Here is a 13257-nt window from a genome sequence, read left to right on the forward strand (position 1 = left end):
GGCAAGCGTTTCCGCCGGAATGCATCGACTGAGGGCAATTGTCCGTTTCGCGAATTAGTAAAGACTCTTGCCAATAAAGGTATGGACCCCTTACCGTGGCTCTCACGCCGCCCGGGCCCCCAACGTCCCTGCCCCGGAGGGAAATCCGTGAAAATCACTGGTCGCATCGCGGCCGCACTTTTGACGTGCGCCGCTCTCTTCACCACCACGGTTGGCACCGCCTCCGCGGCCAATCTGGACGAACCGCGCCTCAAGGACATCGCGATGCAGATCGTGTCCAGCGCGGAGAACTCCTCCACGGACTGGAAGTCCCAGTTCAGCTACATCGAGGACATCGACGACGGCCGCGGCTACACCGCGGGCATCATCGGTTTCTGCAGCGGTACCGGTGACATGCTCGACCTGGTCGAGCTGTACAAGACGAAGAAGTCCGGCAACGTGCTGGAGAAGTACCTTCCCGCACTGCGCAAGGTGAACGGCACCGACTCCCACTCGGGTCTCGACCCCAACTTCACCAAGGACTGGAAGACCGCGGCCAAGGACTCCGTCTTCAAGGCGGCACAGGAGTCCGAACGCGACCGCGTGTACTTCAACCCCGCTGTGGCACAGGGCAAGGCCGACGGCGTGCGCGCCCTGGGCCAGTTCGCGTACTACGACGCGATCGTCGTGCACGGTGACGGCGGCGACAAGACCAGCTTCAGCAACATCCGCAAGCGCGCGCTCGGCAAGGCGAAGCCCCCGTCGCAGGGTGGCAACGAGACCACGTGGCTCAACGCCTTCATGGACGCCCGCGTGTGGGCCATGAAGCAGGAAGCGGCCCACGAGGACGTCTCCCGCATCGAGACCGCGCAGCGCGTGTGGCTGAAGGCCGGCAACTTCGACCTGAAGACGCCACTCAAGTGGAAGGTCTACGGCGACAGCTTCACGATCAACTAGCTCCACCGTTTCACACATGAGAAAGAGGGGCGCCCCCGGTCGGGGGCGCCCCTCTTTCTCATGTGTGACAACAAGTTCGTAATCGAATGAACATCCTTGCCGCTGAAGGTCCAGACCCCTTACGGTTGCCGAACCGCCGCCCGGGACACCCCGGGAGGAACGCGTGAAGATCCCAGGCCGCACGCTGGCCGCCGTTCTGCTCTGCGTCGCGCTCGCCACCGCGACCGCGGGCACCGCCCAAGCGGCAGACCTCAACGACCCGCGCATGAAGGACATCGCGATGCAGATCGTGTCCAGCGCGGAGAACTCGTCCACGAACTGGAAAGCGCAGTTCAGCTACATCGAGGACATCGACGACGGACGCGGCTACACCGCCGGAATCATCGGCTTCTGCAGCGGCACCGGCGACATGCTCGACCTGGTCGAGCTCTACAAGACCCGCAAACCCGGCAACGTGCTGGAGAAGTACCTCCCCGCACTGCGCAGGGTCAACGGCACCGACTCGCACTCGGGCCTGGATCCCAACTACACCAGGGACTGGAAGACCGCGGCCTCGGACTCCGTCTTCAAGGCGGCACAAGAGTCCGAACGCGACCGCGTCTACTTCAACCCGGCGGTACGCCAGGCGAAGGCCGACGGCGTGCGCGCCCTGGGCCAGTTCGCGTACTACGACGCGATCGTCATGCACGGCGACGGCTGGGGCAACCTGGACTTCTCCAGCATCCGCAAACGCGCACTGACCAAGGCAAAGCCACCGTCGCAGGGCGGCAACGAGACCACGTGGCTCAACGCCTTCATGGACGCCCGAGTGTGGACCATGAAGCAGGAACCCGCACACGAGAACACCAGTCGCGTGGACACGGCACAACGCGTGTGGCTCAAGGCAGGCAACCTGGACCTGAACACGCCACTCAAGTGGAAGGTCTACGGCCAGAGCTTCGAAATCAAGTAGCGAAACCCACCCGGCGCCCGCCAACGCAAGGCGACCACCTACGAGGGCCCGGCGCGCGGTGCCGACAGGCGCGGCCCTCGCAAAGCAACCACGCACGAATCCTGGCGTGGCGATGCGAAGCGAGCCGTGTGAACCTCTGCCGCCTGGGTAGCGGTGCACCCCGCTCATGGCGATTGGGGCTTGACCTTGAGGGGCTGGGTGCCACCCTGTCTGGGCTCGGCCGGGGCGCTTTGAACCCCGGTCTTTGAGGCCGACTACGCGCCCAGCTAGAGGCTCAAGGTCAAGCCCCAATCGCAACCCCGCACTTCGTCACGACCCACGCGCCCACCCTCGCAAGGTGAGCCGCCAACCAAAGGCGACCCACCCCGCTGGAACGCAAACAGGCCAACGCAAATCGACCCACGCATCCCGAACCGACCTACAGCTGAGTCCAGTCCAGCACCGGCGCCGCGAAGTCCCGAATCGACGCCAGCAACCCAAGCCGAGCAGCCTTGACGCCCTCGTCCTCGGCCATCACCAGCACCTCGTCGAAGAACGTGTTGATCGGCCCGGTGAGCCCTTCAGCTGCACCGAAGAACGCAGCCAGCCCAACAACATCCCGCGAAACCCCGTCGAACGCCTTGTGCAGCGCCACTTCCGCAGGCTCCGACAACACCGAGGCGTCGTAGGACCCCTCAACAGCCGCAGGCACAATCCGCCGCACCCGCTGCAAAGCCGCAGCCAACGCGTCAAACGACTCGTTGCCCGCCAACGACTCCAACTGCGCCAGCGTCTCATCAGCCAACACCGGCGAGTCGGCCAACGGCAGCACCGCCTGAACAAACCGGTGCTCGTGCCCAGCATCGAGCAACGCCTGCTCATAACGCCGAACCGCGAACTCCCGAGCGGTCTCCAACGCCTCGGCGGACACCTCAAGCCCCTCAGCAGCAAGGGAAAGCGCCACCGGCAGGGTGATCGCCCGCAGGTCGGGGAACGCCCGCAACACCGTGACCGCACCAAGAGCCGCACGGCGAAGCCCGAACGGATCCGACGACCCGGTCGGCTGCGCACCGATCCCGAACAACCCGGCCAGCAGGTCGAACCGGTCCGCCAGCGACAGCAGCGCGCCCGGCACCGACGACGGCAGCGCGTCACCGGCCGACCGCGGCAGCTCCATCTCCCACAACGCCAGCGCGACCTCGGACGTCTCCCCCGCCCGTGCCGCGTACTCCCGCGCCATCACACCGGCCAGCGACGACAGCTCGATCACCATCTGCGAGCCGAGGTCGAACTTGGCCAGCGCACCCGCGCGATCCAGCGTCTCGCGGTCGACGTCGACCACCGAAGCGAACCGCCCCGCGAGCGAAGCGATGCGCCCGGCCCTGTCCGCCATCGAACCGAGCTTGTCCGCGAACGTCAGCTTCGCGAGCCCGGACTTCATCTCCTCCAGCGGCGTCTTCAAATCCGCCCGCCAGAAGAACGCCGCGTCCTCGTACCGCGCCCGCAGCACGGCCTCGTTGCCCGCCCGGACCAGATCGGCGTCGATGGACCCGTTGGCGACAGCCACGAAGTGCGGCAGCAACGAGCCGTCAGCCGACCGCACCGGCAGGTACCGCTGGTGCTTGCGCATCACGGTGGTGAGGATCTGCGCGGGCAGCTCCAGGTACCGCTCCTCGAACGAACCGAGGATCGGCGTCGGCCACTCGACCAGGTTCGTCACCTCGTCCAGCAGCCCGTCGACCTCGACGACACCGCCGACCGACGCCGCCAGCTCCTGCGCGGCTTCCACGATCGCGGCCGAACGAGCAGCCGAATCGACCTGGATCCCGTGCGACTCCAGGAACTCCAGGTAACCGTCCGCGGTGGACACCGGAACCACCGGCGAAGCAGCGGTCCGGTGCACCCGAGTCGTGGTCCCGGACGCCAGCGACGACACCGCGACCGGCACCGGGGTCTCCCCCAGCAGCGCGAGCAGCCAGCGGATCGGCCGGGTGAACGACAGCTTCGGGTCGTTCCACTTCATGTTCTTCTCGGACCGCAGGTCCGACACGACCTCGGCCAGCAGCCCGCTCAGCACCTCGACGGCGCCACGACCGGCATCGGACTTGGTCAGCGCCACGAACTCGACGCCGTTCTCGACCACACGCCCCAGCGAAGAGACCTCGACGCCCTGGCCACGCGCGAAGCCCTGCACGGCCTTCGTCGGGTTGCCGTCGGCATCGAAAGCCGCGGAAACACGCGGACCACGCACCGTGCGCTCGGCGTCCGGCTCCCGCGGCGAAACCGCGGGCACCAGCACGACGATCCGGCGCGGCGTGCCGTGCACGGTCACCGAGCCGTGCGTCAGCCGAGTGGCATCCAGCTTGGAGCCAACCGCCGCACGCACCGCGTCCACGGTCCGCAGCACCTCGTGCGGCGGCAGTTCCTCGGTACCGATCTCGAACAGCAGCGTCGCCGGCGCGACCACGTCCACGAAGGACGAAGGCTTGACAACAGCAGCGGGAAGCTCGGCCACACCCAGCGGATGCCCGAGCTCGGCACGACGCTCGGCCCACAGCGAGGCGACCTCCCGCGCCAGCCCGCGCATCCGGCCGAACGCACGGGCGCGCTCGGTCGTGGAGATCGAGCCGCGCGCGTCCAGCACGTTGAAGATGTGCGAGCACTTCAGCACGAAGCTGTGCGCCGGAACGGGCAGGCGGGCGTCGAGCATGCGCCTGGCCTCGGCCGCGAACTCCTCGAAGAGGCGCTTGTTCGCCTCCACGTCCGCGTCGTCGAGGTAGTACCGCGACATCTCGTACTCGGCCTGGCCGAACGCCTCGCCGTAGGAGATGCCGGGCGCGTAGGCGATCTTCTTGAAGTGGTCGACGCCCTGCAGCGCCATCATGATCCGCTCGATGCCGTAGGTGATCTCCACCGACACCGGGTCGAGCGTCATGCCGCCGGCCTGCTGGAAGTAGGTGAACTGGGTGATCTCCAGGCCGTCGAGCCAGACCTCCCAGCCGAGACCCCAGGCGCCGAGGGCGGGCGAGGCCCAGTTGTCCTCGACGAACCGGACGTCGTGCCCGCGCACGTCGATGCCGAGCGCCTCCAGCGAACCGAGGTAGAGCTCCTGCGGGTCGCCCGGGTCGGGCTTGAGGATCACCTGGAACTGGGTGTGCGTCTGCAGGCGGTTCGGGTTCTCGCCGTAGCGGGCGTCGTCGGGCCGCACGGACGGCTCCACGTAGGCGACGCGCCACGGCTCGGGACCCAGCACCCGCAGCACGGTGGCCGGGTTCAGCGTTCCCGCCCCGACCTCGGTGTTGAACGGCTGCACCACGATGCAACCTCGGTCGGTCCAGTACTTGGTCAGCGCGAGCAGCGCGTCCTGCATCGTCAACACGGCGACGAGTCTACGAAACGGACAAAACCGCTGGTCAAGGGGCCTTGATCGGGTGGGCTCCGCCACTGTGTCACCCTGTGCACAACCGAGTGGCGGCCCCGCACGTCTACTTGGTGTACCCGATTTCGCCGAGAGGAGTGGGTGTGGACAACCGGCCGCCGCGGCCAGGAGACCCGAACGGGAATCCCAGGCGACCCTCTGCCACCCCGCGTCCCCAGGCGGGCCAGCCCCGCCGTCCCCAGGTGCCGCCGCGCAGCTCAGAGCCCCCGCGCAGGCAGCCCGGCAAGGCGGAACCCCCACGCCGGGAGCCGCCGAAGCGCGCCGAACCACCGCGCCGCGAGCCGGTGAGCCGCTCCGAACCGCCCCGCCGCGAACCTCCGCGCCGCGAGTCGGCGAGTCGGAGCGAACCTCCGCGCCGGGAGTCCCAGCGCCCCCGTGAGACGGGCCGCGCCTCGTCGTCCGCGCCGCGCCCGCGTCCCGTGGCCGACCGCCCGACGGTCAAGACCGCCCCCGCGAAGACAGCCGCCGCGCCCCGGCCGAGGCCCAGGCCCGCCGCGGCTCGCAGGCCGAGCAAGGCCGAACGTGGCGCGTCCACCGGCGCCAAGATCTTCCTCAGCATGCTGTCCGCCACGATCCTGCTGGTCACCGGCATCGCGTGGCAGAACCTGACGGCGCTGACAGACGGCCTGACCAAGCAGGACCTGAACCTGGCCGACGCGGGCGAGAAGCCCGCCGACGGCGCGATCGACATCCTGCTGGTCGGCATGGACAGCCGCACCGACTCCAAGGGCAACCCGCTGCCGCAGAACGTCCTGAACGAGCTGCAGGCGGGCGGCAGCGACGACGGCGGGTTCAACACGGACACGCTGATCCTGCTGCACATCCCGAACGACAGCGGCAAGGCCTACGCCGTGTCGTTCCCGCGCGACTCCTACGTGAAGATCGCGGGCGGGTTCGGGCGGCACAAGATCAACTCTGCCTACGGCTACGCCAAGGGTCAAGCCGCCGAGAAGCTGCAGGGCAGCGGCAAGCCCGCGCCCGAGATCGAGATGGAGTCGCGCAAGGCCGGCGCGAAGAACCTGATCGACACCATCCAGACGCTGACCGGCTCGACGATCGACCACTACGCCGAGGTCAACCTGGTCGGCTTCTACGACATCACCAAGGCCGTCGGCGGCATCGACGTCTGCCTCACCAACAACGTCCGCGACAGCTTCTCCGGCGCGAACTTCAAGGCCGGCCCGCAGACCATCGAGGGCAAGAACGCGCTCGCGTTCGTCCGTCAGCGGCACGGCCTGCCGATGGGCGACCTCGACCGCGTCGTGCGCCAGCAGGTCTTCATGGCGGGCCTCGCCAAGAAGATGCTGTCGGCGGGCGTGCTCACCGACAGCACCAAGCGCAGCGACATGATCAAGGCCGTGAGCGGCGCGATCGTGCTCGACGACGGCTGGGACATCACCAAGTTCGCCCTGCAGATGAAGGACATGACGGGCGGCAACATGACGTTCCAGACGATCCCGACCGGCAACCCCGACCTGCAGACGCCGGAGGACGGCTCCGCGGTCGAGGTGACCGAGTCCGAGGTGCGCACGTTCGTCAAGAACCTCGGCAAGGCCCCTGCGACGTCGAACCCGGCCGACCCCAAGTTCGACAAGTCCACGGTGACCGTCGACGTCCGCAACGCCTCCGGTCAGCCGGGCCTCGCGGGCCAGGTGCTCCAGTCGCTCGTCGCGAAGGGCTTCAAGGAGGGCCAGACGGGCAACGCCGAGGCCATGGCGAAGTCCGTCGTCCGCTACGGCAAGGGCGGCGAGGCGGGCGCCAACGCGGTCCAGGAGGCCCTCGGCGGCCTGAAGATCGAAGAGGACGTGAACGTGCCCGCAGGGGCCGCCCGCGTCTTCCTCGGATCGGACTACTCGGGTCCCGGCGCGCAGGGTTTCACCGGTTCTGGAGTACTCGCCCTGGACGGTGCTCGTCAGCAACCGGCTGACCCGGCGCCCCCCGCGCCCATCTCCGCAGACGGCGTGCGCTGCGTAAACTGATACTCAGAGTAGAGATGTATAGCCCGTTCGGGGGATTCTCCCAGTAAGTTGCGTAAGCGACGAAGCACTGGCGCCTTCCATCACCGTGAGACCCGCTCACGGGGTGGAGGACCAGGGTGCAAACTGCGAACGGCCAAATCGACACAGTGGCGTACCAGCGCGTGCTCGGTGATGAGATCCGCAGTCTTCGCAAGCAGCGCGGATGGACCCGCAAGGAGCTGAACAAGCGGCTGCAGACCGAGATCTCGCTGCAGACGCTGGCGACCTACGAGCTCGGCACGCGGCAGTGTTCCGTCGTGCGTCTCGTGGAGATCTGTCACGCCCTCGACGTTCCGGCGCACGAGGTCCTCGCCCGCGTGCACGAACGCTTCTTCGGCGACACCCCCGCCGGCCACCTGACGCTGAGCCTCACCTCGATCGCCGCGACCGACAACCCGCGCGTCCTGCCGCTCAAGCGGTGGGCGGCCGGACGGCTGCACGCGCTGCCGCCGAGTGCCTCACCGGAGGTGCACCTCGACCTGCCCGCGCTCGAGAACATGGCGCAGCTGTGCCAGCTGCCCACGGTGGAGCTCATCCGGATCCTGCGTGGTCTCGCCCGATGAAGAGCACAGGCGCCCAGTCAGTCAACGCTGGAGAACATGACTCCAACATTTGCCAGCTGCCCACGGTGGAGCTCATCCGGATCCTGCGCGGACTGAGTCGTTAGCTGAGCCGCTAGTTGTACCGAAGCCCGTTCACACCAACGCAACGACCGTCCGAAAAGGGGCAAAGAGCAACGCCGGTAGCATCGCCAGGGTGAACGATTCCCCCGCCCGCCTCCCTCTGCGCACCGCAGCCGCCGTGAAGCTGGGCAACCTGAGCTCCACGCTGTCGCAGAAGATGGGCCTCGGCGCCGGCGGCATGATCGGCGGCCGGGTTGCGCTGAAGCTCGACCCGCAGGCCCTCAACCGCCTCACCCAGGGCCGCAACGTCGCCGTCGTGACGGGCACCAACGGCAAGACGACCAGCACGATGATGCTGGCGCGGGCCGTGGGCGCGCTGGGCGAGGTCGCCACGAACCACAGCGGCGCGAACATGCCCGACGGTCACGTCACGGCGCTGTCGAAGCAGCCGGACGCCCCGTACGCGGTGCTGGAGTGCGACGAGGGCTACTTCCCCGCCGTCGCGGGCGCCAGCAACCCGTCCGTCGCGGTGATCCTGAACCTCTCGCGCGACCAGCTCGACCGCGTCGGTGAGGTCCGCACGATCGAGCGCGCGCTGCGCGACACCGTCAACAAGCTGCAGAACTGCACGATCGTCGCGAACTGCGACGACGTGATGGTGACGAGCGCGGCCTGGAACGCCTCCAAGGTCATCTGGGTCGCCACCGGCACCGGCTGGCACCACGACTCGGCGAGCTGCCCGCGCTGCGGCAACCCGATCCGCTGGCAGGGCGAGCACTGGCACTGCACGGGCTGCGACCTCGCGCGCCCGCACCCGAACTGGATCACCGCCGACGAGGCGATGATCACGCCGGAGCACCAGAAGCTCGAACTGCGCCTCACGCTGCCGGGCAAGTTCAACCAGGCCAACGCCGTCATGGCCGCCGCGGCCGCCCACGCGATGGGCGTGCCCGCGGACGAGGCGGTCCGCCGGCTGCGCGGCGTCTCCAACGTGAGTGGCCGCTACCGCACGATCCAGCGCAACGGCCGCAGCGCGCGCCTGTTGCTCAGCAAGAACCCGGCGGGCTGGAGCGAGACCCTCACGGTCGTCAAGGAGGCCAACCACCCGGCCGTCCTGGTGATCAACGCCAACGAGGCCGACGGCCGCGACCTGTCGTGGCTCTGGGACGTCCCGTTCGAGCGCCTGCAGGGCCGCACGGTCATCGCGGCCGGCGAGCGCGCGACCGATCTCGCCGTCCGCCTGACCTACGCCGAGGTCCAGCACACGATCGTGCCCGACCCGCTGAAGGCCATCGACCAGATGCCTCCCGGCGCGGTCGAGGTCATCGCCAACTACACCGCGTTCCGCGACTTGAATGCCAGGGCTGCCGCTGATGAGTGAGTCGACAATCCAGATCGCGCTCGTGCTGCCGGATCTCCTCGGCACGTACGGCGACTTCGGCAACGCCGTGGTCCTCGAGAAGCGCATGACGTGGCGCGGCATCAAAGCCGAGATCGTGCCGATCAACTACGGCCAGCCGGTGCCGGACTCGTGCGACATCTACGTCGTCGGCGGCGGTGAGGACACCGCGCAGACGCTGGCGGTGAAGCACCTGCGCGAGCACCCCGGCCTGCAGCGCGCCGTCACGAAGAACGCCGTGGTGCTGGGCGTCTGCGCCGGCATCCAGATCTTCGGCGAGAGCTTCACCCGTGCCGACAACATCACCCACCCCGGCATGGGCCTGATCGACTCGACCTCGCACGCCGGGGGCAGCCGCGCGATCGGCGAGGTCCTCGCCGAGCCGGCGAACGGCCTGTTCTCCGGCGTTCTGACCGGCTTCGAGAACCACCAGGGCCGCACCGTGCTCGGCCCGGCCGCGAAGCCGCTCGCGCACGTCAAGGTCGGCACCGGCAACGACGGCAGCGTCGAGGGCGCCGTCCAGGGCCGGATCCTGTGCACCTACCTGCACGGCCCGGTGTTGCCGCGCAACCCGCAGCTCGCCGATCTGCTGATCGAGTGGGCGACGGGCACGAAGCTCGCGCCGCTGGACCTCCCCGCCGTGTCCGCTATGCGGGCTGAGCGGGTGAAGGCTGCTTCATGAGGCGGTCTGAGACACCCGGCCAGATCACGGCCATCACGTAGTCGGTTGCGAGCGCAGGTCCCACCGAGGGCCTGCGCTCCATCCACACCGCGAGGCGTTCGGTGGCGCCGACGACGATCTCGGCGAACGCCTCCGCCTCCAGCGGGTCTATCTCCGGCGTGAACGACGCCAGCACGGCCCCGATCATGTCCGTCTGCTGCTGACGGATGCCTTCCACCTCTTCTTGCGCCGACGGCACCGCCACGGCCGCTTCTTGCCGCAGCAACGCCCACGAGCGGCGGTGCTCGTCGATGAACTCGAAGAACGCGAGCAGCCCCAGCCGGAGGAACTCCTCCGGGCTCTGCGCTCCCGCGATCGCCGCCGCCGTCTTCTCCCGCAGCTCCGTGCGCGCCCGGTGGATGCAGCCGATCAGCAGGCCTTCCTTCGAGCCGAAGTACTCGTAGAGCATCGGCTTCGAGACGCCCACGCGTTCGGCGATCTCGTCCATCGAGGTTGCGAGATAGCCCTGCTCGGCGAAGATCTCCTCAGCGACGGTGAGCATCTGAGCCATGCGCTGGGCCTTGGGCATTCGGCGCCGGGGGGCTGTCACAAATGGAGTCTACCGCTCGTAACTTACTCGGGGTAACCTACTGAGAAGTAGCCACCGCGAGCGGAGGGACTTCCCCATGCACCGAGAGACGAAAGTGCTCGTCATCGGCACCGGCTTCTCCGGCCTGGGCATGGCCATAGAGCTGAAGCGCCGCGGTGAGCACGACTTCGTGATGCTGGAGAAGGCCGCCGACCTCGGTGGCACCTGGCGCGACAACTCCTACCCCGGCTGCGCGTGCGACGTGCCGTCGCACATGTACTCGTTCTCGTTCGAGATGAACCCCAGGTGGTCGCGGATGTTCGCGCGCCAGGGCGAGATCTTCGACTACCTGCAGCACGTCGCCGACAAGTACCGGCTGCGGCCGCACATCCGCTTCAACACCAAGGTCTCCGGCGCGCAGTGGGACGACGAGGCCAAGCGCTGGAACGTCACCACCGAGCAGGGTGACACCTACACCGCCCAGGCGCTGGTCGCGGGCGTCGGCGCGTTGCACATCCCGAACGTCCCCGAACTGCCGGGCATCGAGAACTTCAGCGGCAAGACGTTCCACAGCGCGCAGTGGGACCACGACCACGACCTGACCGGGAAGCGCGTCGCCGTCATCGGCACGGGCGCGTCCGCGATCCAGTTCGTGCCGAAGATCGCGAAGCAGGTCGCGTCGATGAAGATCTTCCAGCGCACGCCGCCGTGGATCATGCCCAAGGCCGACCGCGAGATCAACGGCTGGGAGCAGAAGCTGTTCCGCGCCCTGCCGTTCACGCAACGGCTCTACCGCGACTTCGTGTACTGGACGCGCGAGTCGTCAGCGCTGGGCTTCGCGGTGAACCCGAAGATCATGCAGTTCGCGCAGGGAATCGCGTTGCGGCACATGAAGAAGCAGGTGCCGGACCCGAAGCTCCGCAAGAAGCTGAAGCCCGACTACACCATGGGCTGCAAGCGCGTGCTGATCTCCAACGACTTCTACCCCGCACTGGGCAGTCCGAACGTCGACCTGGTGACGGACAAGGTCTCCGAGGTGCGCGAGAAGTCCATCGTGGACAGTGCGGGCGTCGAGCACGAGGTCGACGTCATCATCTACGGCACCGGGTTCCACGTCGTCGACTCGTTCGACTACCTGGACATCCAGGGCAAGGGCGGCGTCGACCTCGCGAAGCAGTGGCGTCAACAGGGCATCGAGACCTACTACGGCATCACGGTCTCGGGGTTCCCCAACCTGTTCTTCCTGCTGGGCCCCAACACCGGACTCGGGCACAACTCGGTCGTGTTCATGATCGAGTCGCAGATCCGGTACATCTCGCAGTGCCTCCAGCTCCTCGACACACACCGCGCAGCGGAGCTGGATGTGCGGCTGGAGGCCCAGCAGGAGTTCAACCAGGAGATCCAGCAGAAGCTCACCAAGGGCGTCTGGACCCAGGGCGGCTGCAAGAGCTGGTACCTCGACGCGCAGGGCGTGAACCGCACCGTGTGGCCGGGATTCACCTGGCGGTACTGGATGCGGACCAAGCGCGTGCGCGCCGAGGACTACGTGCTCACTACGGCTGCACGATGACCTTCAGGGCGGTCCGCTCGTCCATCGCCTGGTAGCCCGAGGCGACGTCGTCGAGCGAGACCGTCCGGTCGAACACGGGTCCGGGGTCGATCCGGCCGGCGAGCACGTCGGCCAGCAGCTCCGGCAGGTAGGCCCGCGCGGGCGCGACGCCGCCACCGATGGCGATGTTGCGCCCGAACAACTTGCCGAGCGGCAGGCCCTTCATCTCGTGCGGCACGCCGACGTAGCCGATCCGGCCGCCGTCGCGCACGATGCCCATCGCGGTCTCCCACGACTGCTCGGTGCCGACGCACTCCAGCACGGCCGACGCCCCGAGGCCGCCGGTCATCTCCTTGATGCGCTCGATCGCGGCGTCGCCTCGTTCGGCGACCTGGTCCGTGGCACCGAAGAGCGACGCGATCTTCGCCCGGTCCTCGTGGCGGCCCATCGCGATGATCCGCTCGGCACCGAGGCGCTTGGCCGCGAGAACGCCGCACAGGCCCACCGCGCCGTCACCGACGACCGCGACCGTGCTGCCGGGACCGACGCCCGCGCCCATGGCCGCGTGGTGACCGGTGCCCATGACGTCGGACAGGCTCAGGAACGCGGGCAGCAGCGACGCCGGCGCGTCCGCGGGCACCCTCACCAGCGTGCCGTCGGCCTGCGGCACGCGCACGGCCTCGCCCTGACCGCCGTCGCTGCCCTTGCTGCCCCAGAACCCGCCGGCGCGGCACGACGTCTGCAGCCCGGCCTGGCAGTACGCGCAGGTGCCGTCACTCCACACGAACGGCGCGATGACGCGGTCACCGACCTGGACGCTCTTCACGTCCCCGCCGACCTCCTCGACGATGCCGAGGAACTCGTGCCCGATCCGCTGCCCGTCCTCGCGCTTGGCCACGCCGCGGTACGCCCACAGGTCGCTGCCGCAGATGCAGGCGAGCTCGACCCGGACGACGACGTCGGTGGCCTCCTTGATCGCCGCGTCCGGCACCTCCTCAACACGGATGTCGCGAGTGCCGTAGATCGTCGTAGCCCGCACCTGGAGCCCTCCTCTTGTCTCGTTGCTCAACCGTTACATGGTCCTCCTATGTAGCCGTTCCCGCCGAATCGAG

At 68.2% G+C, this 13257-nt stretch carries 10 protein-coding genes; 7 read left to right on the forward strand and 3 right to left on the reverse strand.

Annotated features, from left to right (window positions below; all coding sequences use genetic code 11):
- Positions 1–147: 147 nt before the first annotated feature.
- Positions 148–936 (forward strand): chitosanase, encoded by a 789-nt coding sequence (locus tag ACIQF0_RS33495; RefSeq protein ID WP_396425433.1) that lies wholly within the window; start codon positions 148–150, stop codon positions 934–936.
- A 163-nt stretch (positions 937–1099) separates the two neighbouring features.
- Positions 1100–1888 carry a chitosanase gene (locus ACIQF0_RS33500; RefSeq protein WP_401036293.1) on the forward strand — a complete coding sequence of 263 codons (789 nt, stop codon included), beginning with the start codon at positions 1100–1102 and terminating at the stop codon, positions 1886–1888.
- 418 nt (positions 1889–2306) lie between these two features.
- On the opposite strand, the gene ACIQF0_RS33505 is transcribed toward ACIQF0_RS33500, so the two are convergent.
- Complete coding sequence (locus tag ACIQF0_RS33505; RefSeq protein WP_401036793.1) at positions 2307–5237, reverse strand: glycine--tRNA ligase; 2931 nt, start codon at positions 5235–5237, stop codon at positions 2307–2309.
- Between the two features lie 152 nt (positions 5238–5389).
- Between ACIQF0_RS33505 and ACIQF0_RS33510 the strand changes: the two genes are divergently transcribed.
- The 4 genes from ACIQF0_RS33510 to ACIQF0_RS33525 all read left to right on the forward strand — a co-directional run bounded on the left by ACIQF0_RS33510 (position 5390) and on the right by ACIQF0_RS33525 (position 10028).
- The gene (locus tag ACIQF0_RS33510; protein ID WP_401036295.1) at positions 5390–7285 is read left to right on the forward strand and encodes an LCP family protein; all 1896 of its coding nucleotides are present in this window, start codon (positions 5390–5392) and stop codon (positions 7283–7285) included.
- Positions 7286–7401: 116 nt separating this feature from the next.
- Complete coding sequence (locus ACIQF0_RS33515) at positions 7402–7887, forward strand: helix-turn-helix transcriptional regulator (RefSeq protein WP_360040224.1); 486 nt, start codon at positions 7402–7404, stop codon at positions 7885–7887.
- A 193-nt stretch (positions 7888–8080) separates the two neighbouring features.
- On the forward strand, positions 8081–9328 hold the full coding sequence (locus ACIQF0_RS33520; protein WP_401036298.1) for a MurT ligase domain-containing protein: 1248 nt from the start codon (positions 8081–8083) through the stop codon (positions 9326–9328).
- Entirely contained in the window at positions 9321–10028 is a 708-nt protein-coding gene (locus tag ACIQF0_RS33525) for a glutamine amidotransferase (protein WP_360040218.1), read from the forward strand. Before ACIQF0_RS33520 ends, ACIQF0_RS33525 begins: the two co-directional genes overlap by 8 nt.
- On the opposite strand, the gene ACIQF0_RS33530 is transcribed toward ACIQF0_RS33525, so the two are convergent.
- A complete protein-coding gene (locus tag ACIQF0_RS33530; protein ID WP_401036795.1) occupies positions 9994–10578 on the reverse strand; it encodes a TetR/AcrR family transcriptional regulator in 585 nt (194 codons plus the stop codon). The genes ACIQF0_RS33525 and ACIQF0_RS33530 overlap by 35 nt on opposite strands.
- 115 nt (positions 10579–10693) lie before the next feature.
- On the opposite strand from ACIQF0_RS33530, the gene ACIQF0_RS33535 reads away from it, so the two are divergent.
- Positions 10694–12166 carry a flavin-containing monooxygenase gene (locus ACIQF0_RS33535; protein ID WP_401036303.1) on the forward strand — a complete coding sequence of 491 codons (1473 nt, stop codon included), beginning with the start codon at positions 10694–10696 and terminating at the stop codon, positions 12164–12166.
- Here the strand turns inward: ACIQF0_RS33535 and ACIQF0_RS33540 are convergent.
- On the reverse strand, positions 12150–13184 hold the full coding sequence (locus tag ACIQF0_RS33540) for a zinc-dependent alcohol dehydrogenase family protein (RefSeq protein ID WP_360040212.1): 1035 nt from the start codon (positions 13182–13184) through the stop codon (positions 12150–12152). The two genes, ACIQF0_RS33535 and ACIQF0_RS33540, sit on opposite strands and share 17 nt — an antisense overlap.
- Positions 13185–13257: the final 73 nt, after the last annotated feature.

It is taken from the genome of Lentzea sp. NPDC092896, assembly GCF_044754905.1.
GTDB lineage: Bacteria > Actinomycetota > Actinomycetes > Mycobacteriales > Pseudonocardiaceae > Lentzea.